13 protein-coding genes and 7 pseudogenes are annotated in these 23,843 nt (G+C 55.3%); 4 read left to right on the top strand and 16 right to left on the bottom strand.

What is annotated here, in order from left to right:
• Window positions 1–12: 12 nt before the first annotated feature.
• From dnaE to rpsB, 16 genes and pseudogenes are all read right to left on the bottom strand, one after another.
• A pseudogene (gene dnaE, locus WLO32_RS03810) lies at window positions 13–3,496 on the bottom strand (DNA polymerase III subunit alpha).
• A gap of 38 nt (window positions 3,497–3,534) precedes the next feature.
• Complete coding sequence (gene rnhB / locus WLO32_RS03805) at window positions 3,535–4,128, bottom strand: ribonuclease HII (protein WP_435948240.1); 594 nt, start codon at window positions 4,126–4,128, stop codon at window positions 3,535–3,537.
• A pseudogene (gene lpxB / locus WLO32_RS03800) lies at window positions 4,128–5,278 on the bottom strand (lipid-A-disaccharide synthase). Before lpxB ends, rnhB begins: the two are co-directional and overlap by 1 nt.
• The gene (gene lpxA / locus WLO32_RS03795) at window positions 5,279–6,067 is read right to left on the bottom strand and encodes an acyl-ACP--UDP-N-acetylglucosamine O-acyltransferase (RefSeq protein ID WP_435947238.1); all 789 of its coding nucleotides are present in this window, start codon (window positions 6,065–6,067) and stop codon (window positions 5,279–5,281) included. It abuts the pseudogene before it with no gap.
• A 3-nt stretch (window positions 6,068–6,070) separates the two neighbouring features.
• A pseudogene (fabZ, locus tag WLO32_RS03790) lies at window positions 6,071–6,527 on the bottom strand (3-hydroxyacyl-ACP dehydratase FabZ).
• 114 nt (window positions 6,528–6,641) lie between these two features.
• The gene (lpxD, locus tag WLO32_RS03785) at window positions 6,642–7,667 is read right to left on the bottom strand and encodes a UDP-3-O-(3-hydroxymyristoyl)glucosamine N-acyltransferase (protein WP_435947237.1); all 1,026 of its coding nucleotides are present in this window, start codon (window positions 7,665–7,667) and stop codon (window positions 6,642–6,644) included.
• A gap of 3 nt (window positions 7,668–7,670) precedes the next feature.
• On the bottom strand, window positions 7,671–8,171 hold the full coding sequence (gene skp, locus WLO32_RS03780) for a molecular chaperone Skp (protein WP_121264556.1): 501 nt from the start codon (window positions 8,169–8,171) through the stop codon (window positions 7,671–7,673).
• A 120-nt stretch (window positions 8,172–8,291) separates the two neighbouring features.
• Window positions 8,292–10,699 (bottom strand): annotated as a pseudogene (gene bamA / locus WLO32_RS03775) (outer membrane protein assembly factor BamA).
• Between the two features lie 33 nt (window positions 10,700–10,732).
• Window positions 10,733–12,085 carry a sigma E protease regulator RseP gene (rseP, locus tag WLO32_RS03770; RefSeq protein ID WP_435947236.1) on the bottom strand — a complete coding sequence of 451 codons (1,353 nt, stop codon included), beginning with the start codon at window positions 12,083–12,085 and terminating at the stop codon, window positions 10,733–10,735.
• A gap of 11 nt (window positions 12,086–12,096) precedes the next feature.
• The gene (gene cdsA, locus WLO32_RS03765) at window positions 12,097–12,954 is read right to left on the bottom strand and encodes a phosphatidate cytidylyltransferase (RefSeq protein WP_121264547.1); all 858 of its coding nucleotides are present in this window, start codon (window positions 12,952–12,954) and stop codon (window positions 12,097–12,099) included.
• A gap of 18 nt (window positions 12,955–12,972) precedes the next feature.
• Window positions 12,973–13,726 (bottom strand): annotated as a pseudogene (gene ispU, locus WLO32_RS03760) ((2E,6E)-farnesyl-diphosphate-specific ditrans,polycis-undecaprenyl-diphosphate synthase).
• 186 nt (window positions 13,727–13,912) lie between these two features.
• Window positions 13,913–15,112, bottom strand: a complete 1,200-nt coding sequence (gene ispC, locus WLO32_RS03755) for a 1-deoxy-D-xylulose-5-phosphate reductoisomerase (protein ID WP_435947235.1) — start codon at window positions 15,110–15,112, stop codon at window positions 13,913–13,915.
• Window positions 15,113–15,267: 155 nt separating this feature from the next.
• On the bottom strand, window positions 15,268–15,825 hold the full coding sequence (frr, locus tag WLO32_RS03750; protein WP_121264542.1) for a ribosome recycling factor: 558 nt from the start codon (window positions 15,823–15,825) through the stop codon (window positions 15,268–15,270).
• Between the two features lie 136 nt (window positions 15,826–15,961).
• On the bottom strand, window positions 15,962–16,687 hold the full coding sequence (pyrH, locus tag WLO32_RS03745) for a UMP kinase (protein WP_034460858.1): 726 nt from the start codon (window positions 16,685–16,687) through the stop codon (window positions 15,962–15,964).
• A 144-nt stretch (window positions 16,688–16,831) separates the two neighbouring features.
• Complete coding sequence (gene tsf / locus WLO32_RS03740) at window positions 16,832–17,683, bottom strand: translation elongation factor Ts (protein ID WP_435947234.1); 852 nt, start codon at window positions 17,681–17,683, stop codon at window positions 16,832–16,834.
• A gap of 150 nt (window positions 17,684–17,833) precedes the next feature.
• Window positions 17,834–18,559, bottom strand: a complete 726-nt coding sequence (rpsB, locus tag WLO32_RS03735; protein WP_121264537.1) for a 30S ribosomal protein S2 — start codon at window positions 18,557–18,559, stop codon at window positions 17,834–17,836.
• Between the two features lie 309 nt (window positions 18,560–18,868).
• Between rpsB and map the strand changes: the two are divergent.
• From map to WLO32_RS03715, 4 genes and pseudogenes are all read left to right on the top strand, one after another.
• A pseudogene (gene map, locus WLO32_RS03730) lies at window positions 18,869–19,664 on the top strand (type I methionyl aminopeptidase).
• A 64-nt stretch (window positions 19,665–19,728) separates the two neighbouring features.
• Window positions 19,729–22,403: pseudogene (glnD, locus tag WLO32_RS03725) on the top strand (bifunctional uridylyltransferase/uridylyl-removing protein GlnD).
• A 39-nt stretch (window positions 22,404–22,442) separates the two neighbouring features.
• A complete protein-coding gene (dapD, locus tag WLO32_RS03720; RefSeq protein WP_435947233.1) occupies window positions 22,443–23,267 on the top strand; it encodes a 2,3,4,5-tetrahydropyridine-2,6-dicarboxylate N-succinyltransferase in 825 nt (274 codons plus the stop codon).
• Window positions 23,268–23,378: 111 nt separating this feature from the next.
• Complete coding sequence (locus WLO32_RS03715) at window positions 23,379–23,768, top strand: DUF3461 family protein (protein WP_121264525.1); 390 nt, start codon at window positions 23,379–23,381, stop codon at window positions 23,766–23,768.
• Window positions 23,769–23,843: the final 75 nt, after the last annotated feature.

The following is a 23,843-nucleotide window of genomic DNA, read 5'->3' as shown; positions in this document are numbered from 1 at the left end:
AGTATTCCTGTATTAGTCAAACTCCAGTTCCACCTGCTCCGAACCTATCAGGGTACGCAAATCGTTGAGTAAACGATCGCTGGGTGAGACACGCCATGCTGCGCCAAAGCGCAACCGCGCGCGTGCATCTTCCCTCTGATAGTAGAGATGTACCGGAATTGTCCCCGAACGATGGGGTTCCAGAGACTGACGGAGACGGTTTAAAAGCTGGTCATCAATTTGCCTGTCCGTCAGCGAGATAGCAAGCCCGCGCGCATACTTTTCGCGGGCTTCGTCAATGTCCATCAGTTCACGAGCGGTCATTTTAAGGCCGCCGCTGAAGTCATCAAAGCTGACCTGTCCGCTGACGATCAGGATACGGTCTTTCTCCAGCAGGTGCTGGTACTTTTCTAACGCATCTGTGAATAACATCACTTCCAGACGACCGGAACGATCGTCGAGAGTACAGATGCCAATGCGATTGCCTCTTTTGGTCACCATGACCCTTGAGGCAATCACCAGACCCGCAGCCGTGGTCATTTTACCACGTTCTGTCGGGTGCATCTCTTTCAGGCGCATGCCGCCGACATAGCGCTCAATTTCTTTCAGGTACTGGTTGATCGGGTGGCCGGTAAGATACAGCCCCAGGGTTTCCCGCTCGCCGTCCAGCACCGTGTGTTCGGGCCACGGAATGACGCTGGCATAGGACTGCTCGATCTGTTCCGGCTCTTCGGCCAGCACGCCGAACATATCCGCCTGGCCAATAGCTTCCGCTTTCGCATGCTGATCCGCGGCTTTCAGCGCGTCGCCCAGCGCGTTCATCAGCGCGGCGCGGTGCGGCCCCCAGGCGATCGAAAGCCCCGGACATAATGAGCTTTTCCAGCACGCGGCGGTTTAGCTTTTTCGTATCCGTGCGCGCGCAAAGATCGAACAGCTCGCGGAAATAGCCGCCCTGGTTACGCGCTTCAAGAATCGCTTCAATCGGCCCTTCGCCTACGCCTTTAATCGCGCCGATGCCGTAAACAATTTCGCCTTCGTCGTTAACGTGGAAATGGTATAGCCCGGAGTTGATATCCGGCGGCAGAATTTTTAATCCCATGCGCCAGCATTCGTCCACCAGGCCCACCACTTTTTCGGTGTTGTCCATATCGGCGGTCATGACCGCCGCCATGAACTCTGCGGGATAGTGCGCCTTGAGCCACAGGGTCTGATAGGAAACCAGCGCGTAGGCGGCGGAGTGGGATTTGTTAAAGCCGTAGCCGGCGAACTTCTCCACCAGGTCGAAGATTTTTATCGCCAGCTCGCCGTCAATGCCGTTTGCTTTCGCGCCGTCTTCAAAGCTTGAACGCTGCTTCGCCATCTCCTCGGGTTTTTTCTTACCCATCGCGCGACGCAGCATATCCGCGCCGCCAAGGGTATAACCGGAGAGCACCTGGGCTATCTGCATAACCTGTTCCTGATACAGGATAATGCCGTAGGTGGGCTCCAGCACCGGCTTCAGGCTTTCGTGCTGCCACTGAATATCAGGATAGGAAATCGCTTCGCGGCCGTGCTTACGGTCGATAAAGTTATCAACCATGCCGGACTGCAACGGGCCCGGACGGAACAGGGCCACCAGGGCTATCATATCTTCGAAGCAGTCGGGCTGCAGGCGTTTGATCAGATCCTTCATGCCGCGGGATTCAAGCTGGAATACCGCGGTGGTTTCCGAGCGTTGCAGCATGTCGAAGCTTTTCTTATCGTCGAGCGGAATAGCGGCGATATCAATCGGCTCAAGTCCCTGCTTCGCCCGGCGCGGGTTAATCATTTTCAGCGCCCAGTCGATGATGGTGAGCGTACGTAAACCCAGGAAGTCGAACTTCACCAGGCCTGCGTATTCCACATCGTTTTTATCAAACTGGGTGACCGGGTTTTGCCCCTGGTCGTCGCAATAAAGCGGAGCAAAATCGGTGATTTTGGTCGGGGCGATAACCACGCCGCCGGCGTGCTTGCCGGCGTTGCGCGTGACGCCTTCCAGCTTGCGCGCCATGTCGATCAGCGCTTTCACTTCTTCGTCCGCTTCGTAGATCTCAGGCAGCTGCGGTTCCGCTTCGAAGGCTTTCGCAAGCGTCATGCCCGGATCCGGCGGGATCAGCTTCGAGATGCGATCGACAAAGCCGTACGGGTGGCCCAGCACGCGCCCCACGTCGCGGATAACCGCTTTCGCCGCCATGGTGCCGAAGGTGATAATCTGCGATACCGCATCCCGGCCGTACATTTCGGCTACGTGATCGATTACCCGATCGCGCTTTTCCATGCAGAAGTCGATATCGAAGTCGGGCATCGACACGCGTTCCGGATTAAGGAAACGTTCGAACAGCAGGTCAAACTCCAGCGGGTCGAGATCGGTGATTTTCAGCGCGTAGGCCACAAGCGACCCCGCGCCTGAACCACGGCCGGGCCCGACGGGAACGCCGTTATCCTTCGACCACTGGATAAACTCCATCACGATCAGGAAGTAGCCCGGGAAGCCCATCTGGTTGATAACCTGCAGTTCAATGTCCAGACGTTCATCGTAAGGAGGGCGCTTCTCAGCGCGCACTTGCGGGTCCGGGAACAGGAATTCCAGACGCTCTTCCAGGCCCTCTTTAGATTTCACCACCAGGAAATCTTCGGTGGTCATATCGCCGGTCGGGAACTGCGGCAGGAAGTATTCGCCCAGGCGAACGGTGACGTTGCAGCGGCGGGCAATCTCAACGCTGTTTTCCAAGGCTTCCGGGATATCCGAGAAAAGCTCGCACATCTCTTCTTCGCTACGCATATATTGCTGCGTGGAATAGCTGCGCGGACGCTTTGGATCGTCGAGCGTAAAGCCATCGTGGATGGCGACGCGAATTTCATGGGCGTCGAAGTCGGAGGCATCAATAAAGCGCACGTCGTTGGTGGCAACGACCGGCAGGCCTCGCTCTTCGGCCAGAGCCACGGCAGCATGCAGATAGTTTTCTTCATCGGCGCGGCCGGTACGGATCAGCTCAAGATAGAAGCGATCGGCAAAATATTGCTGGTAGAACGCCAGGCACTGATCGACCTGGGCATGGTTTCCACGCAGCAAGTTTTTGCCGATATCCCCCATGCGTCCGCCGGAAAGCAGGATCAGGCCTTCGTTTAGCTCCGCAAGCCAGCCGCGGTCGATAACCGGGCCCGCGGCCCCGTAGCCGCGCTGATAGGCTTTAGAAATCAGCAGGGTGAGGTTCTGATAGCCGACGTTGTTGGCGGCAAGCACGGTCAGATGGCTAAGCTCGTCGCCCAACAGCTCGTTGGCGACGTTGAAATCCGCGCCAATAACAGGTTTGATGCCGGCGCCGTGGGCGCCGCCGTAAAACTTCACCAGGCCGCACAGGTTGGTAAAATCGGTAATAGCTAAAGCCGGCATATTCAGCGCCGCGGCTTTTTTCACCAGCGGCCCGATTTTCGCCAGCCCATCAATCATGGAATAATCACTGTGCACCCGCAGGTGAACGAAACGTGGTTCAGCCATTTCTCATTCCGATTAAATGTGTACCCGTTACCCGCAGGTCAGGACGCCAGCCCAAGGGCGCGTCTGACCGGAGCAAAACTACGACGATGGTGCTCGGTGGCACCGTGCTCTGCCAGCTTTTTAAGGTGAAAAGCCGTTGGGTAGCCCTTGTGCCGGGCAAAGCCGTACTGCGGGAAACTCAAGTCCAGCATGGCCATTTCGCGGTCGCGCGTAACTTTAGCCAGTATTGAAGCGGCGCTGATCTCAGCGACCCTGCTGTCCCCTTTTACCACCGCCAGGGCAGGCACGGGTAAAGCCGGACAGCGATTTCCGTCAATAAGCACGTATTCCGGCGCGATGGCCAGGCCCGCCACGGCTCGCTGCATAGCAAGCATAGTCGCGTGCAAAATATTTAGCCGGTCAATTTCTTCCGGCTCGGCGCGCCCGAGGCTCCAGGCCAACGCCTTTTCGATGATTTCATCGTAAAGCGCGTTACGTCTTTTTTCCGAAAGTTTTTTGGAGTCCGCAAGGCCGACGATGGGCCTTAGGGGATCGAGGATCACGGCTGCCGTAACCACGGCGCCGACCAGCGGGCCGCGGCCCACTTCGTCCACACCCGCAACCAGGTGCGTGTGCGGATAGATAAATTCCATCATTGCGCCAGCTCCAGCACGGCGTCGGGCCGCCTGCTCGTCCGCGTTGCAGCGAATCTGTTCATGCAGAGCGCGGAAGGTGTCATGCATTTGATGGCTTTGCGCGCCGTCTTCAAGCAGCGGCTCAAGCGCCGCCGCCAGCGCGACGGGCTCGCACTCTTCCTGAAGCAGCTCTTTGACGAGCTCGCGCCCGGCAAGCAGGTTCGGCAGCGAAACATAATCCGTTTTTACCAGGCGCTTCGCCAGCCAGAAGGTGAAAGGTTTCATGCGGTAGCCGACCACCATCGGGCATTTAGCCAGCATGCACTCAAGCGCTGCGGTGCCGGACGCCAGCAGCGCGGCATCGCTGGCCACCATCGCCTCTCGCCCCATGCCGTCTAACAGATGAACGTTAAGCTCGGGGGCGATATCGGCTTTAATCTTCTCAAACTGTTCACGCCTTTTGGCGTTAACCAGCGGGACGACGATTGCAAGATCCGGGAAACGGCGGCGAAGCAGCTGCGCCGTGCGCAGAAAATCGGCGCTTAGCATCTCAACCTCTGCGCCGCGGCTGCCGGGCAGCAGCGCCAGACATTTCACGGCGGGCGAAATGCCAAGGGTCGCGCGCGCCGCGTTTTTATCCGGATCGAGCGGCATCGCATCCGCCATCGTGTGGCCGATAAAGCGGCAGGGAACGTTGAAACGGTCGTAAAACGCTTTTTCAAAAGGCAGGAATGCGAGCACCAGATCCGTTGCTCTACCAATTTTGAAAACGCGTTTTTGGCGCCACGCCCAGACGGAAGGGCTGACGTAATGAATAGTGCGAATGCCCTGCTTTTTAAGGTTGCCTTCCAGGGTGATATTGAAATCAGGCGCGTCGATACCGACGAACACGTCCGGCTGCAGTTCCGTAAAGCGGCGGGTTAAATCGGCACGGATATGCAACAGACGGCGCAGGCGACCGAGCACTTCAACGATGCCCATCACCGCCAGCTCTTCCATTTCATACCAGGCTTCGCAGCCTTCGGCCTGCATGCGCGGCCCGGCTACGCCCACAAAGCGGGCATCCGGATGACGGGTTTTCAGCGCGCGTATAAGGCCCCGTACCAAGAATATCGCCGGAAGTTTCTCCGGCGACCAGGGCAATCGTTAGGGGACGACCAGGCTTCATTTAGCGAATCAAGCCGCGCGTGGAGCGCGCAAAGAATTCAACAAATGCGTTAACTTCCAGATGCTGCTTAGCAAGCTCAGCGATTTCCGGTTTTGCCTCGTCGAGGGTTTTGCCGCTGCGGTAGAGCAGTTTATAAGCGTTGCGAATCGCGTGCAGCGCTTCTTTGCTAAAGCCGCGGCGCTTCAACCCTTCGATATTAACGCCAAACGGCGTCGCGTGGTTGCCCTGCGCGATAACGTACGGCGGAACATCCTGTGCTACGCCGGAGCAGCCGCCAACCATCACGTGCGCACCGATAATGCAGAACTGGTGCACCGCGGTCATGCCGCCGATGATAGCGAAATCATCAACGGAGACGTGGCCGGCAAGCGTTGCGTTATTAGCGAGGATACAGCGATTGCCGACGGTACAATCATGCGCCACGTGAGCGTTGATCATCAGCAGGTTATCGCAGCCCACCTTCGTCAAGCCACCGCCCTGTTCTGTGCCGCGGTGAATGGTGACGCTTTCGCGGATGCGGTTGCGATCGCCAATTTCCACGCGGGTGGGCTCATTTGCATATTTAAGGTCCTGGTTAACTTCACCAATAGAGGCGAACTGATAAATCTCGTTATCGCGGCCGATGGTCGTATGACCATTCACCACAACGTGAGACTTCAGCACGGTTCCCTCACCGATCTTTACATGCGGACCAACCACACAAAACGGGCCAATATGGACGTTAGCACCGATAACGGCGCCTTCTTCCACAATGGATGATGGATGAATAAAGGCGGATTTATCAATCACGTATCAGCTCTCCCGGCTGCGGGCACACATCATAGTTGCTTCGCAGACAATTTTACCGTCAACGGTAGCCACGCCCTTAAAGCGAGTCAGACCACGGCGGGTTTTTTCGAAAGTTACTTCCATGACCATCTGGTCGCCTGGCACAACCGGACGCTTGAAACGCGCCTCGTCGATGCCAGCAAAGTAATAAAGTTCGCCAGGCTCCAGTTTCCCTACGCTTTTGAACGCCAGAATGCCGGTGGCCTGCGCCATTGCTTCAAGAATCAAAACGCCCGGGAAAATGGGTTTGCCAGGGAAGTGGCCCCTGGAAAAACGGCTCGTTTACGGAGACATTTTTTACTGCGCGTAGAAAACGACCTTCTTCAAAATCCAGAACACGGTCAACCAGCAAGAACGGGTAACGGTGCGGCAGAAGCTCTAAAATCTCTTCGATGTGCAGAGTATGAGTGTCGGTAGTCAAAATACTCTTCCTGTCCAAATATACTAAATGACAATAATAACACGGCCTGCGGCTATCACGGGACAGCTTGCAGGCCGCAAATCAGAAACGCTACGCGTCAAGGGCTGGCGATGATTAGTCTTGTTGATTGACCTTACGCTCGATAGCTTTTAAGCGTTTGCTCATTTCATCGATATTCATCACTAACGCGGCGGTTTTGCGCCACACTTTATTCGGTTGTAACGGAATACCTGAAGAATAGACCCCAGGCTCAGTGATCGGACGCATTACCATGCCCATACCGGTTACGGTGACCTTATCGCAGATCTCCATATGACCGTTAATCACGCTGGCGCCGCCAATCATACAGTAACGCCCAATTTTGAGGCTACCGGCCATGATGACGCCGCCCGCGACGGCGGTATTGTCGCCAATCACAACGTTATGTGCAATCTGGCACTGGTTATCAATGATAACACCATTACCAATAATCGTGTCGTCCAGGGCGCCGCGGTCAATCGTAGTACAGGCGCCGATTTCGACACGATCGCCGACGATCACCCGGCCAAGCTGGGGGATCTTCACCCAGTTGCCGCGATCGTTGGCGTAACCAAAACCATCCGCGCCGATAACGGTGCCCGACTGGATTAAGCACTGCTCGCCAATCTGGATTTCGTGGTAAACCGAAACGTTGGCCCACAGGCGGGTGCCGGCCCCAATTTTGGTATTTTTGCCGATAAAGCAGCCCGGGCCGATAATGACGTTATCACCCAGCACAACGCCGGATTCTATAACAGCATTGGCGCCAATCGCCACATTGTTGCCTAACGTCGCGGTCGCATCGATCACCGCGCCCGGCGCGATGTTTTGCGCAGGCTGCGGCGTGGAATCAAGAATTTGCGCCATACGGGCATACGTCAGGTAGGGATTCTTCACTACCAGCGCTGCGCTGTTGGCGAAAGGAAGGTCGGCTTGGGTCATTACGACGGCAGAAGCCTGGCAAGTTGCCAGCTGCTCATGATAACGCGGGTTAACGATGAACGTGATATGGCCTGCCTGGGCCGAATGCATGGATGCCACGCCGGTGATGACGATATCGCCATCACCGTGCAATTCCGCATCCAACTGCTGGGCTAATTCAGCCAGTCGAATTGAAGACATTACTTATTTAACCTGTTTTAGTACATCTGCAGTGATGTCTTTTACGCCGCTACCCGCATAGGCAACGGTGCTGGTGTCCAGCACAACATCATAGCCTTTGTCGTCAGCAACCTTCTTCACCGCGCTCTGGATACGAGTAACCAGTTTGCCGCGCTCTTCGCCAGAACGACGTTGACGATCCTGTTCAAAAGCCTGAGCTTTAGTAGAGAAGGTCTGGCGCTGAGCCATCACGTCTTTTTCCAGTTTGCTACGATCGCTGGCTTTCATGGTAGAGCCATCGCGCTGCAGACGCTGCATTTTGGACTGCAGATCGTTTTCCATTCCCTGAAGTTCAGTGGCACGGCCTTTGAACTCGTTTTCCAGGGTTTTGGAGACGCCGGTGTTCTGTGCAACCTGCTGGAACAGATTGCCCATGTTTACAACAGCGATACTTTCAGCTGCCTGAACGCTGGCTGATGCAGCCATAGCGATACCAAGACCTGCGGCAAATAACCACTTTTTCACTATAAACTCCTTACCATCCCATATGTGTCCGAAGACACTGTCTTTTGCGTGCACCAGCCCATTACCTGCCGGGCCGGTATCTACGCTTCACTGCCTGTCGCATTCCTTCGCGCAAAACAATTACCAGGTTTTACCAATGTTAAACTGGAACTGTTCCGCTTTGTCGCCGTCGTATTTCTTAAACGGCTGGGCATAGGAGAAGACCAGCGGGCCCCAACGGTGACATCCATTGCAATGCTAAACCTGCGGACATACGAATGTTGCTTGGGTCGCTGTAATCCGGCACCCCGGCGGCCTTCGTCTCTGCGGTATTTTCCCAGTTGGTATCCCAGACGGTACCGGCATCCACGAACAGGGACGTACGCACCGAGTTGGCGTACTTCTCGCTCAGGAACGGCGTTGGGGTGATCAGCTCGAAGCTCGCCACGCCCATGGCGTTGCCGCCAACCGCATCGTCGGAACCGCAGATAGTGCCCGTTCCGCAGTTATCCTGATTCGGCCCGTAATAGACCGCCTTCGGACCGATGTTGTTCGACTGGAAACCACGAACCGTGCTGGAGCCACCGGCATAGAAGTTTTCATAGAACGGCATCTCTTTACCGCCTAACCCATCGCCGTAGCCCCAACGGGTACGACCCAACACGACCCAGGTGTGGTCTTCGTTGATTGGGAAGTAGCTTGCGGTATCCAGCGTGACTTTATAGAACTCGTTATCCGAGCCCGGCACGGTAACTTTACCGTTCAGGTTGACGCGCGAACCGTCCGTCGGGAAGAACCCGCGGTCCAGTTTGTTGTACGTCCAACCATAGTTCAGGGTGAAGTCATCTGCTGCAAAACCGTTGTCATCAGATGTTTTAGATGTGCTCTGGCCCACAGAATCCAGATAACGCCACATCGCCACCTGCGGCTGCATGTTGGACAGGTCGTTATGCACGTAGCCTAAGCCCAGACGCAGGGTGTTGTATTCGTTGACCGGGAAGCCGAGCGTACCGTCCACGCCGTAGCTGGTGTTGGTATAGTCGGACAGATCCGCGTCGTCAGCTTTAAAGTCGTTATAGAACAGACGACCGCCGAGGCTTACGCCGTCTACGGTGAAGTACGGATCGGTAACGGACAGTTCGGCATAGGTCTGGTAGTCGTTTTTCGTGCCGTTGATGCCCACAGAGTAGCCGGTACCTAACCAGTTATCCTGCTGCACGCCCACCTGGAAGCTCACGCCGCTTTCAGTGCCGTAGCCGACGCCGAAGTTGAAGCTGCCGGTGTTACGCTCTTTGACTTTATAAACAACGTCAACCTGATCCGGGCTTCCTGAAACGCGCTGGGTATCGACATCGACGGTTTCAAAGTAGCCGAGGCGATTCAGACGCTCTTTACCCTGATCGACGAGATCGCTGCCCAGCCATGCCCCTTCCATCTGGCGCATTTCACGACGCAGAACGGAGTCTTTACTGGTGTCGTTGCCTTCGAAGCGCACTTTACGCACGTAGTAACGGTTGCCGGAATCAACGCTGACATGCAGTTTTACGGTCTTGTCTGCGTCGTTGATTTCAGGCTGGGTCTGAACGCGAGGATAGGCATAGCCGTAACGACCCAACAGCTTCTTGATGTCGTCTTCCATCTTAGTGACTTTGGTGCCGTTATAAAGCTCGCCCGGCTTCAGCCTGGTCAGGCTTTCGATTTCCGCCGAGTGGGCCCGCCAGGTTGCCGTTCACCGTTACGCCGGCAATTTTGTACTGGTCGCCTTCGGTGACGTTAACCGTCACGTAAATGCTTTTCTTGTCCGGCGTCAGGCTAACCTGCGTGGAGTCGATGTTAAAGCGCGCGTAGCCGCGATCCAGATAGTAGCTACGCAGGGTTTCGAGGTCGCCCGCCAGCTTCTGTTTCTGGTATTTGCGGTCGCCCACCACGTTCCACCACGGCACTTCGTCGCGCAGCTGGAAGTGCGAGATTAACTCTTCGGTGGAAAACGCGTGGTTGCCGACAATGTTGATCTGCTGAATTTTGGCGGAAACGCCTTCCTGGAATACCAGTTTCAGGTCAACACGGTTACGCGGCAGCGGCGTAACCACGGCTTTAACGCTGGCGCTGTACTTGCCAACGCTGTAGTAGAAGTCTTCCAGCCCTTTCTCGATATCCGAGAGGGTGGTGCGGTCCAGTGATTCACCGACACGCACGCCAGAAGCCTCAAGGTTCTGCTTAAGCATGTCGTCCTTCACGGACTTGTTACCGGAGAAAGTAATACTTGCGATCGTCGGGCGTTCTTTTACCTGAACGACCAGCGTTTCGCCATCACGCAGCACCCGGACATCTTCGAAGTTTCCGGTGGCAAACAGTGAACGGATAGTATTACTGATATCCTCGTCAGAGACAGTATCGCCTACGCGAACCGGCATGCTGAGGAGGGCCGCACCGACGGCGACTCGCTGCAGGCCTTCGAAATGAATGTCTTTCACTACGAACCCGTCTGCACCGTATACGGTGGCGCTGCTAAACAGCAGCGACGCTATGAGCAACTTTTTCATCGCCATCGTTGTTATGCGTTCTTCCTAACCTAATTCTCTCTAAAACCGAGAGAAATCATTGAAAAGTGCAAGCCCCATTAACAGCACCAGCAAGATAGAGCCGATGCGGTAACTAAAGTCTTGAACTCGCTCGGAAACCGGTCCGCCCTTCAGTTTTTCAATCGCCAAAAAGAGCAGATGCCCGCCGTCCAGAACGGGGAGCGGAAACAGGTTGATAATCCCTAAGTTGACGCTGATAAGCGCCAGGAACATCAGATAGTAAATCAACCCGAATTCCGCCGACATACCTGCCCCTTGAGCTATGGAGATTGGCCCACTGAGGTTGTTCAGTTTTACGTCACCGGTTATTAATTTCCCCAACATGTTGACCGTCAGCTTCATCAGCTGCCAGGTTTTACCCGTGGCCTCTGCTACGGCGACAAACGGCCCATACTGGCGCACTGTCTTATACTCATCCGGCAGCGGGATAACCTTTGGTACCACACCCGCAAACCCTTCAGCCTTCGCTTTACCCGGTTTTGTATCCGGTATCAGCGTTAAAGACAAGGGCCGCCCCTGTCTTTCTACTTCAACAGCCAGAGACCGGCCTGGATTATCACGCACCAGGCTGACAAAATCCGTCCACTGGTTGATAAGCGCACCCTCGACTTTAACGATCCTGTCTCCGGCTTGCAAACCCGCCTTATTAGCTGCTGATTCAGGCTGTACTTCTGCGAGCACCGTCTCAACCTGCGGACCGCGCGGCCTGATACCTAACGAGACAACGGGATCTTCTCTGTCGGGCTCAAACTGCCAGTTGCGTAAATCGAGAGTTTTCTCGCTGGTCTGATTGGTGCCCAGAGGCGCAAGGCTAATGCGCGCGTTTTCATCACCAATCTTCGCCACCAGAGCAAGACGAACTGCATCCCAATCAGGCGTTTCGATACCATCTATCGCTTTAAGTTCCGTGCCTGGCGCAATTTGTGCCTGCGCCGCTATCGAGTTGGGCGTTATTTCACCAACAACCGGACGCACGCCGGGAACGCCAATGATAAACACCAGCCAGTAGGCGAAAACGGCGAAGATAAAGTTGGCAACCGGCCCGGCGGCGATAATGGCCGCGCGCTGGGAGACGGTTTTGTTGTTGAAGGCGTAATGGCGCAGCTCCGGGCTAACCGGCTCAACGCGCTCATCAAGCATTTTGACATAGCCGCCCAGCGGGATCAGGGCGATGACAAATTCTGTACCGTGGCTATCGAGACGTCGCCAGAGCGCTTTACCAAAACCAATAGAGAAACGCTCAACGCGCACACCACAACGGCGGGCAACCCAGAAATGGCCGAACTCGTGCACGGTAATTAAAACGCCCAGTGCGACGATAAATGCTGCCAGATTCCAGAGTATGCTCAGCATAAAACCTTCCGTTAAATCGTCCTGAAAACGAGCAAAAGCAGACAGGCAAACACCGGCACCGCCGCTGTCAGACTGTCAATGCGATCTAAGATACCACCATGACCGGGGATCATGTGACCGCTATCTTTAATTCCTGCTTCGCGCTTGAACATGCTTTCGGTTAAATCGCCCAGTACGGAGGCCAGCGCGGCGACAACTGAACACACCAGCAGGATAGAAGGCGTAACGTCCAGATTCGCCCACATGCCGAACATCCACGAGATAACGGCCGAAGTAAACAGGCCGCCGATAAAACCTTGCCAGGTTTTACCCGGAGAAACCTTTGGCGCCAGCTTATGCTTACCGAACATTTTACCGAAGAGATAAGCGCCGGAATCAGCTCCCCAAACGAGGATCATAACGTACAGCAGCCACATCGCGCCGGTGTAGTGGTTGCTGTCGTAATGCCAGCTGCGCAGCACAACCATGCCCCAGAAGAACGGCACGATAGTCAGCAGGCCGAAGATCAGCCGCAGGGTTCTGGAGTTGCGCCAGATAGCCGCGGAGGCCGGATAAAACAGCACCAGCAACAGCGCCGCAACCCACCAGGCAAGCGAGGCCCAGAGCGAGAATTCAATCAACGGGATATGTACCGTGCGATGGTATTCCGGTAGGGCAAAAAGCATCGCCGCCAGCAGCAGGCCGCAAAGTACCGCCAGCCATACCCGCTGGGATCGCGCTTTAAATCCGGCCAGCTGTCCCCATTCCCAGGCGGCTAACATGCACACGACAAGGGTGGTGATAGCAAAACCGACCGGCGGAAGCAGGAACAGCGCAGCAATGACAACAGGTATTAAAATAAACGCAGAAATCAGGCGATACTTCAGCAAAAGTGACCCCCAACAGGCTTATTCGCCACCAGGTGCAGTGCCGCCAAAACGACGCTCTCGATTCGCAAAAGCATTTAGCGCACCTTCAAAGTCTTGTTCATCGAAATCAGGCCAAAGAACATCCGTAAAGTAAAGCTCTGCATAGGCAATCTGCCAAATCAGAAAGTTACTGATGCGATGCTCCCCTCCTGTCCTAATTACTAAATCCACGGGGGCCAGTTCATTCATGCAGATCTGCTGGCTTAGCAACTCTTCATCAATCTGGTCCGGGCGCAACAAACCTTCCTGCACCTGCCCGGCAAGATGCCGAACTCCCTGAATAATATCCCAACGACCGCCATAATTCGCGGCGATGTTGAGCGTCAATCCGGTATTTTGACTGGTCAGCGCTTCGGCTTTATTAATACGTTCTTGCAAACGCGAGTTGAAGCGGGCCCGTGTCGCCAATGATTCGCAAACGAACATTGTGGCGATGTAAGCTTTTGACTTCGCTGTCTAAAGCCCATACAAACAGCTCCATCAACGCGCTCACTTCCTGCGCCGGGCGATTCCAGTTTTCACTGCTAAAGGCATAAAGCGTGAGCGCCTCAATGCCGTTATTGGCCGCAAAGCTGACGGCACGGCGGACGGATTTCGCTCCCGCTTTATGACCAAAGACCCTCATCTTCCCCTGTCGTTTAGCCCAACGACCATTGCCATCCATAATAATGGCAACATGGCGCGCGCCATGTGCGGGTGCGGTTTCGCTTAATTGTTGGTTTGCTGACAACATAACGCGTAATAATTCCCTGATAAGGATTAAGCGGTACTCGAGAATGACTTCGGTCTTCACACAAAAAAGCCGTGCTATGACACGGCTTTCCACCTTTCAATCAGCCATATCCGATGGAAAGGTGGCGCAGACTATATCACTGAAGCACAACGCTAACAAATGGCGGGAGGCCGGCCGACTGAATTATCATCGGTAAGCGACGCGCGTCACCAGATTTCTGGCGATTTCACGCGCGGCTGCATCCACCGCCTGCACCTCGTCAACGCTTTGCGGCTCGGTCAGATCGACCTGTTCCAGCGCCGCGCGGTTAAGCGCCGCGATATCCGTAAACCGCAGACGATGGTGTAAGAAAGCCTCCACCACAATCTCGTTCGCCGCGTTAAGAACGGTTGTCGCAGCCTGCCCCTGCTCGAAGGCTTCAATCGCAAGCTTCAGGCAAGGATAGCGGTGATAATCCGGCTCCATAAAGGTAAAGGTGCCGATCTTGCAGAAATCCAGCGGCTCAACACCCGACGCCACGCGTTCCGGGAACGCCATCGCATGCGCAATAGGCGTGCGCATATCCGGCGCGCCCAGCTGCGCCAGCACGCTACCATCAAGGTAACGCACCATAGAGTGGATAACCGACTGCGGATGGATCAGCACTTCCATCTGTTTTGCGCGAGCATTAAACAGCCAGCGGGCTTCAATATACTCGAGACCTTTGTTCATCATGGTGGCGGAGTCAACGGAGATTTTGCGCCCCATCGACCAGTTCGGATGGCAACATGCCTGGTCCGGCGACATTGCCGCCAGATCGCCAATCGGCGTTTCACGAAAAGGGCCACCAGACCCGGTGAGGATAATGGAAGAGACGCCATTATCTTCCAGCTCAGCGTATCCCAGGTTTTGCTGAATTGTTTCCGGTAAACTCTGAAAAATCGCGTTATGTTCGCTGTCGATAGGCAATAACTGCGCCCCGCTGCGCTTTACGGCATCCATAAACAGACGCCCGCAGGTCACCAGCGACTCTTTGTTGGCCAGCAGAACCTGCTTGCCCGCCGCGATAGCGGCAAGCGTTGGCAGCAGCCCCGCCGCGCCGACAATCGCCGCCATCACCTGATCGACGCCGTCTAACGCCGCCATGTCGCAGGCGGCTTTCTGTCCCGCCAGCACCCGGGTGGCGCTGCCCTGCTCGCGCAGAATTTCACGCAGCCGCTGGGCTGACGCCTCATCATCCATCACCGCCCAGGCCGGTCGAAACTCCAGGCACTGCTCTGCCATACGTGCGACGTTCTTCCCGGCCACCAGCGCCATCACGGAAAATTGTTCAGGGTTATGACGAACGACGCTCAGGGTGCTGGTGCCGATAGAACCGGTGGAACCAAGGATGGTCAGCTGCTTCATCTGGGACTCTGGATTGTAATAGTAAAAAAGACAAATAAGTGTGCGGCGGCAGACAGGGCTTGTCTATGCCTTTGAGCGAAAAGCAAAACGCCGTAAACAAAACCCGTGAAGCGAATCACGGCCTGTGTACGGCGTTTGGTCTGTCACGAAGAAGATTAGAACTGCATCAGCTCGGTTTCTTTATCGGTCAGCGCCGCATCGATTTTTTTGATGGCGGCGTCGGTCATTTTCTGAACGTCGTCCTGGGAACGGCGATCGTCATCTTCGCTGATCTCTTTATCTTTCAGCAGGGCTTTAACCTTGTCGTTAGCGTCACGACGTACGTTGCGTACCGCAACGCGGGCGCCTTCAGCTTCGCCGCGAACGACTTTGATCAGGTCTTTACGACGCTCTTCGGTCAGCGCCGGCAGCGGAACGCGAATATCGCTGCCCGCAGAGCTTGGGTTCAGACCGAGGTCGGAGGCCATAATTGCTTTTTCAACGGCCGGGCTCATGGAGCGGTCGAACACGTTGATTTTCAGCGTACGGGAGTCTTCAACCGTCACGCTAGCCAGCTGGCGCAGCGGGGTTGGCGTGCCGTAGTATTCCACGACGATGCCATCCAGCAGGCTTGGGGAAGCGCGGCCGGTACGCACTTTGCTGATTTGGGTTTTGAACGCTTCAACGCATTTTTCCATGCGCACTTCAGCATCTTTTCTGATATCGCTAATCACGTTACGAATCCTTGAAAACTGGTTTAAGGCAGACCACGCTTACCTGCGCAGCAATCGCGCTGCGAGCTAAGTATAGCCCTGTTTATTCTTAGGTGCGTTAAAGCCAAATCTTACCCTGATTAGGCTTCGACTGAAATTATTCAGTGATAAGAGTGCCTTCTTTTTCACCCATGACCACGCGGCGCAATGCGCCCGGCTTATTCATGTTGAAGACACGAATCGGCAGCTTGTGGTCACGGGCGAGGGTAAAGGCGGCCAGATCCATAACCTTCAGCTCTTTATCCAGCACTTCCGTATAGGTTAGCTGCTCGTAGAGGGTCGCCGTAGGATCTTTAACCGGATCGGCGGTAAACACGCCGTCTACTTTGGTGGCTTTCAGCACCACATCCGCTTCAATCTCGATTCCGCGCAGGCAGGCGGCCGAATCCGTAGTGAAGAATGGGTTACCGGTGCCGGCGGCAAGGATCACCACGCGGTTGTTACGCAGCAGGCTGATTGCCTCAGCCCAGCTATAGTTGTCGCACACGCCATTCAACGGAATAGCGGACATCAGGCGGGCGTTCACATAGGCGCGATGGAGCGCGTCGCGCATCGCCAGGCCGTTCATTACGGTCGCCAGCATGCCCATGTGGTCGCCCACAACGCGGTTCATGCCGGCTTTCGCCAGGCCCGCACCGCGGAATAAGTTGCCGCCGCCGATTACCACCCCGACCTGAATACCCAGTTCAACCAGCTCTTTAATTTCCTGAGCCATACGGTCCAGTATGCTCGCATCGATACCGAAACCTTCAGTGCCCTGCAGGGCCTCGCCGCTTAGCTTAAGCAGGATGCGTTTATAGACGGGTTTTGCATTGGTAGCCATGTTTCTTTCCTGAGAACAGTAAACGTTGGGGATGGATAAATCTGGCGACATTGTGTCGCATATCAGCAAGAACTGTATCAGATCAGACTGATATTTGAGGCTGGATAAAAAGGAACCGCCAACTGGCGGCTCCTTTTTTAAAAATTAAGACTGCTTGGACATGGCAGCAACTTCTGCTGCGAAGTCAGTCTCAACTTTCTGGATGCCTTCGCCCACTTCAAAGCGGATGAAGTTAGTCACGTCGGCATTGTGCTCTTTCAGGAACTGACCAACGGTTTTGCTTGGGTCAATAACGAAAGGCTGGCCGGTCAGAGAAACTTCGCCGGTGAATTTCTTCATGCGGCCTTCAACCATTTTCTCTGCGATTTCTTTCGGCTTGCCGGACTGCATGGCGATGTCCAGCTGAACCTGGTACTCTTTTTCTACCACTTCAGCAGACACATCTTCAGGCTTCACGAATTCAGGCTTGCTTGCTGCAACGTGCATTGCAACCTGCTTAACCAGCTCTTCGTCAGCGCCTTTAGCCGCGATCAGAACGCCGATACGCGCGCCGTGCAGGTAGCTGCCCAGCACTTCGCCTTCCAGAGCAGCAACGCGACGGATGTTGATGTTCTCACCGATTTTCGCAACCAGCGCTACGCGCTCTTCTTCGAACTGAGCTTTCAGCACTTCAACGTCGGTGATTTTGCCAGCGACTGCGGCATCCAGCACCTTGTCAGCGAACGCCTGGAAACCGCCATCTTTAGCAACGAAGTCAGTCTGGCAGTTAACTTCCAGAATCACACCGTAGTTGCCTTCGATTTTGGTTTTGATCACGCCGTCAGCAGCAACGTTACCTGCTTTCTTAGCGGCTTTGATAGCGCCAGATTTACGCATGTTTTCGATTGCCAGCTCGATGTCGCCGTTAGCTTCAGTCAGGGCTTTTTTGCAATCCATCATGCCTGCGCCAGTACGCTCACGCAGTTCTTTTACCAGAGCAGCGGTAATTTCAGCCATTCTTTAATCCTCGGTTATCTCGTGAAGAGAGATAAGCCCTGGTTCACGTGTGGGCGAACCCTGGCTCAAAATAAAAAGGGGGCCTGAGACAGGCCCCCTAACCAAACTATGCAATACCTGGTTAATAAGGGCTCGAAAGAGCGAACCTTATTATTCAGCTTCTACGAAGCTTTCTTCTGCCTGAGCAGCCAGATCCTGAGAACGGCCTTCACGCACGGTAGCTGCAACAGCACCCAGGTACAGGGTAACGGCACGGATTGCATCGTCGTTACCTGGGATAACGAAATCAACGCCATCTGGATCGGAGTTGGTATCAACGATTGCGAACACTGGGATGCCCAGGTTGTTAGCTTCTTTGATAGCAATGTGTTCGTGATCGGCATCGATGACGAACAGAGCATCCGGCAGGCCGCCCATGTCTTTGATACCGCCCAGGCTGTTTTCCAGCTTGTCCAGTTCACGGGTGCGCATCAGCGCTTCTTTCTTGGTCAGTTTGTCGAAGGTACCGTCCTGAGACTGAGTTTCCAGATCTTTCAGACGTTTGATGGACTGACGAACGGTTTTCCAGTTAGTCAGCATACCGCCCAACCAGCGATGGTTCACGAAGAACTGATCGCAGCTCAGAGCAGCTTCTTTTACTGGTTCGCTTGCAGCGCGCTTAGTACCAACGAAAAGGATTTTGCCTTTACGAGAAGAAATCTTGCTCAGCTCAGCCAGGGCTTCGTTGAACATAGGTACAGTTTTCTCAAGGTTGATGATGTGAACTTTGTTACGCGCGCCGAAGATGAAAGGCTTCATTTTCGGGTTCCAGTAACGGGTCTGGTGACCGAAGTGAACACCAGCCTTGAGCATGTCGCGCATGGAAACAGTTGCCATGTTTAAAACCTCTATAGTAATTGGGGTTAAGCCTCCACGTATCCCATATTACCGACCCCTGAGGGCACCCCGGAATATGTGTCGATACGTGTGTGTTATTTACACAAAGTGAGAGTGTTGGCCGCATGCCGAAAAATCGGCAGTCACAGTCCGGCGCGCTTTATACCATAAAAGAGACGCAGACTCCAATAGTTGTTGGCAGACGCGGCGGCGCTCCATTCTCAATTTGGCACTGTCGGTAGGCCCTGATAACATTGACGTACACCTGCTCAATTATTGTCGAAAAGTCGACATCTGCGGAACGAATTAATGGCCATCTCAATTAAAACACCTGAAGAAATCGAAAAAATGCGCGTTGCCGGCGCGCTTGCCGCCGAAGTGCTGGAAATGATCGAAGCCCACGTCAAGCCCGGCGTAACTACCGGCGAGCTGGACCGTATCTGCGATGATTACATCGTCAACAAGCAGCAGGCGGTTTCCGCATGCCTTGGCTATCATGGCTTCCCGAAATCGGTGTGCATCTCTATTAACGAAGTGGTTTGCCACGGTATTCCGGATGACGAAAAGGTCCTGAAAGATGGCGATATCGTCAACATCGACGTGACCGTTATCAAAGACGACTATCACGGCGATACCTCCAAAATGTTTATCGTGGGCAAACCTACGATTCTGGGCGAGCGCCTGTGCCGCGTTACGCAGGAGAGCCTGTATCTGGCGCTGCGCATGGTAAAACCGGGCATTCGTCTGCGTACCCTGGGCGCGGCGATTCAGAAATTCGTCGAGGCGGAAGGCTTCTCTGTGGTGCGCGAATACTGCGGGCACGGCATCGGCCCGCGTCTTCCACGAAGAGCCGCAGGTTCTGCATTACGATGCCGATGACGGCGGCGTGGTGCTGCAGGCAGGCATGACCTTTACTATTGAACCTATGGTCAACGCCGGCGACTACCGCATTCGCACCATGAAAGACGGCTGGACGGTGAAAACCAAAGATCGCAGCTTGTCTGCACAATACGAGCATACTATTGTGGTGACAGATAACGGCTGCGAAATTCTTACGTTACGCAAGGATGACACCATCCCGAACGTTATTTCGCATAACGAGTGATTTTCCTGACGTAAGTCAGCACTCAAAGCCGGCCCGCGCCGGCTTTTTTTATGGATGGCGGAATATGACCCAGAGCTTACCCGAGCAGTATGCCAACACCGTGCTTCCTGAGATTTCCGGGCAACCTGATTATCCCGCAAGCTGGCCTGAAACCGATCTCAACTGCGGCCAGATTAAGACGCATATCGATATTTTCCAGCGCTGGCTTGGAGAGGCGTTCGATAGCGGCATTTCCGCCGAGCAGCTGATCGACGCCCGAACCGAATTTATTGACCAGCTGCTGCAGCGCCTGTGGCTATTTTATGGATTTGGCGATGTGCCCGAGGCCGCGCTGGTCGCCGTCGGCGGTTACGGACGGGGCGAACTGCACCCGCTTTCCGACATCGACTTATTAATTCTCAGCCGTAAACGTTTAAGCGACGCGCAGGCGCAAAAAATCGGCGAGCTGCTCACCTTGCTGTGGGACGTGAAGCTTGAGGTCGGCCACAGCGTTCGCACCCTCGAAGAGTGCCTGCTTGAAGGGCTGTCGGATTTAACCGTCGCCACCAACCTGATTGAAACCCGCCTGCTGATTGGCGACGTCGCCCTGTTCCTCGAGCTGCAAAAGCACGTCTTCAGCGATGGCTTCTGGCCGTCGGCTAAATTCTTCGCCGCCAAAATCGACGAGCAGGAAGAGCGCCACCGGCGCTATCACGGCACCAGCTATAACCTGGAGCCGGATATCAAAAGCAGCCCCGGCGGCCCTGCGCGACATCCACACGCTGCAATGGGTCGCGCGCCGCCATTTCGGCGCGACATCCATGAGCGAAATGGTCGGCTTCGGCTTTTTGACCGAGGCGGAGCGCAAAGAGCTCGATGAGTGTCAGCACCTGCTGTGGCGCATTCGTTTCGCCCTCCATCTGGAGGTGAGCCGCTACGACAACCGCCTGCTGTTCGACAGGCAGCTCAGCGTCGCCCAACGCCTTAACTACAGCGGCGAAGGCAACGAGCCGGTTGAGCATATGATGAAGGACTTCTACCGCGTCACGCGCCGCGTCGGCGAGCTTAATCAGATGCTGCTGCAGCTTTTCGACGAGGCGATCCTCGCGCTCGACGCCAGCGAAAAGCCCCGCCCGCTGGACGACGACTTCCAGCTCCGCGGCTCGCTTATCGACCTGCGCGACGAAACGCTGTTTATGCGCGAACCGCAGGCCATTCTGCGGATGTTTTATATGATGGTGCGCAACCGCGACATCACCGGCATTTACTCCACCACGCTGCGCCACCTGCGCCACGCGCGCCGCCATTTAACGCAGCCCTTATGCTATATCCCTGAGGCGCGCGACCTTTTCCTGGCAATCCTGCGCCATCCGGGCGCCGTAAGCCGCGCGCTGGTGCCTATGCACCGCCACAGCGTGCTGTGGGCGTATATGCCGCAGTGGTCGCATATCGTCGGGCAGATGCAGTTTGACCTGTTCCACGCCTACACCGTTGATGAGCACACCATCCGCGTGCTGCAAAAACTGGAAAGCTTCTCGAAGGAAGAGACGCGCCAGAAGCACCCTCTGTGCGTGGATCTCTGGCCGCGCCTTTCCCATCCGGAGCTGATTCTGATTGCCGCCCTGTTCCACGACATCGCCAAGGGGCGAGGCGGAGACCATTCGGTACTGGGCGCGCAGGATATTTTGAAATTTGCCGAGCTTCACGGCCTGAACTCGCGGGAAACCCAGCTTGTCGCCTGGCTGGTGCGCCAGCATTTGCTGATGTCCGTTACCGCCCAGCGCCGCGATATTCAGGATCCGGAGGTCATCAAGCAGTTTGCCGAAGAGGTGCAGACCGAGAATCGCCTGCGCTATCTGGTGTGCCTGACGGTGGCGGATATCTGCGCCACCAACGAAACCCTGTGGAACAGCTGGAAACAGAGCCTGCTGCGCGAACTGTACTTCGCTACCGAAAAACAGCTGCGTCGGGGCATGCAGAACAGCCCGGACATGCGCGAGCGAGCGCGTCACCATCAGCTGCAGGCGCTGGCGTTGCTGCGCATGGATAATATTAATGAGGAAGCGCTGCACAATATCTGGCGGCGCTGCCGGGCAAATTACTTTGTGCGCCATACGCCGAACCAGCTGGCCTGGCACGCGCGCCATTTGCTCAAGCACGATCTCAACAAACCGATGATTCTGCTCAGCCCGCAAGCCACGCGCGGCGGCACGGAGATCTTTATCTGGAGCCCGGACCGCCCTTACCTGTTTGCCGCGGTGTGCGCGGAGCTGGATCGGCGTAACCTCAGCGTGCACGATGCGCAGATCTTCACCACCCGCGACGGCATGGCGATGGACACCTTTATCGTGCTGGAGCCCGACGGCAGCCCGCTGTCCGGCGATCGCCACGAGTTAATTCGCCACAGCCTTGAGCAGGCGATTACCCAAAGCAGCTGGCAGCCGCCGCAGCCGCGCCGGCAGTCGGCCAAACTGCGCCACTTTACCGTCGATACCGAGGTGAACTTCCTGCCAACGCACACCGACAGACGCACTTTCCTGGAGCTGATTGCGCTCGATCAGCCCGGCCCTGCTGGCACGGGTCGGCCAGGTGTTTGCCGATCTCGGAATTTCGCTGCACGGGGCGAGAATCACCACCATTGGCGAGAGAGTAGAAGATTTATTTATAATTGCGACGGCCGACCGGCGCGCGCTTAATAATGTGCTGCAACAAGAGGTTCAACAACGGTTGACAGCGGCCCTTAATCCAAACGATAAATAACAGTCTGTTAATTTAGTCACAATCAGGAAAAATTTCACAATGCAGCAGCTACAAAACGTCATTGAATCCGCTTTCGAGCGCCGCGCCGATATCACCCCGGCTAATGTTGATACCGTCACTCGCGCTGCGGTAAACCAGGTTATCTCCCTGCTCGACAGCGGTGCGCTGCGCGTTGCCGAAAAGATTGACGGCCAGTGGGTTACCCACCAGTGGCTGAAAAAAGCCGTACTGCTTTCCTTCCGTATCAACGACAACCAGGTCATGGAAGGAGCGGAAAGCCGCTATTTTGATAAGGTGCCGATGAAATTCGCCGACTACGACGAAGCGCGCTTCCAGAAAGAGGGCTTCCGCGTTGTGCCACCAGCGGCGGTGCGCCAGGGCGCGTTTATCGCTCGCAACACCGTGCTGATGCCCTCTTATGTCAACATCGGCGCCTACGTTGACGAAGGCACCATGGTGGATACCTGGGCGACGGTCGGTTCCTGCGCGCAGATCGGCAAGAACGTGCACCTGTCCGGCGGCGTCGGCATCGGCGGCGTGCTGGAGCCGCTGCAGGCGAACCCGACCATCATCGAAGATAACTGCTTTATCGGCGCGCGTTCAGAAGTCGTGGAAGGCGTTATCGTAGAAGAAGGCTCGGTGATTTCCATGGGCGTCTATATCGGCCAAAGCACCCGCATTTACGATCGCGAAACCGGCGAAGTGCACTATGGCCGCGTGCCGGCAGGTTCGGTCGTGGTTTCCGGCAACCTGCCGTCGAAAGATGGCAAATACAGCCTCTACTGTGCGGTTATCGTGAAGAAGGTCGACGCGAAAACCCGCGGTAAAGTCGGTATCAACGAGCTGCTGCGGACCATCGACTAAAAAATAAATGTTCAAAAGGCGGGGTAACCCGCCTTTTTTGCATCCGGGACTGGCGGGAAAGGAATTTTCCGTTGATTATCTATAGGTTAATGATATCGAAAAGGTAACGCTATGTACGATAACCTGAAAAGTCTGGGTATTACCAATCCTGATGAAATCGATCGTTACAGCCTCCGGCAGGAAGCCAACAACGATATCCTGAAAATCTATTTCCAGAAGGATAAAGGCGAGTTCTTTGCTAAAAGCGTGAAGTTTAAGTATCCGCGCCAGCGCAAAACCGTCGTCGCCGATGGCGTAGGACAGGGCTACAAAGAAGTGCAGGAGATAAGCCCCAACCTGCGCTACGTGATCGATGAATTGGATCAGCTCTGTCAGCGCGATCGCACCGAGGTGGACCTGAAGCGTAAGATCCTTGAAGATCTGCGCCATCTGGAATCGGTTGTGACCAATAAGATCAGCGAAATTGAAGCCGATCTGGAAAAGCTAACCCGCAATAAATAAGTTCCCCCGGCGGATGGCGCCGCGCCTGTTCGCCCTGCTTCGCAGCTGCATGTAGGGCGGATAAGCGCAAACGCC

It is taken from the genome of Dryocola mayonis (assembly GCF_051307045.1).
GTDB lineage: Bacteria > Pseudomonadota > Gammaproteobacteria > Enterobacterales > Enterobacteriaceae > Dryocola.
Note: the sequence above shows the minus strand (reverse complement) of the source record. Positions and strands in the feature narration are given on the sequence as shown.

Coding starts and splice junctions, on each gene's coding strand:
- rnhB (WP_435948240.1), bottom strand. CDS start 4,128: ATGGAATTTATCTATCCGCACACGCACCTGGTTGCGGGTGTGGACGAA.
- lpxD (WP_435947237.1), bottom strand. CDS start 7,667: ATGTCTTCAATTCGACTGGCTGAATTAGCCCAGCAGTTGGATGCGGAA.
- rseP (WP_435947236.1), bottom strand. CDS start 12,085: ATGCTGAGCATACTCTGGAATCTGGCAGCATTTATCGTCGCACTGGGC.
- ispC (WP_435947235.1), bottom strand. CDS start 15,112: ATGAAGCAGCTGACCATCCTTGGTTCCACCGGTTCTATCGGCACCAGC.
- pyrH (WP_034460858.1), bottom strand. CDS start 16,687: ATGGCTACCAATGCAAAACCCGTCTATAAACGCATCCTGCTTAAGCTA.
- tsf (WP_435947234.1), bottom strand. CDS start 17,683: ATGGCTGAAATTACCGCTGCTCTGGTAAAAGAACTGCGTGAGCGTACT.
- rpsB (WP_121264537.1), bottom strand. CDS start 18,559: ATGGCAACTGTTTCCATGCGCGACATGCTCAAGGCTGGTGTTCACTTC.
- dapD (WP_435947233.1), top strand. CDS start 22,443: ATGCAGCAGCTACAAAACGTCATTGAATCCGCTTTCGAGCGCCGCGCC.
- WLO32_RS03715 (WP_121264525.1), top strand. CDS start 23,379: ATGTACGATAACCTGAAAAGTCTGGGTATTACCAATCCTGATGAAATC.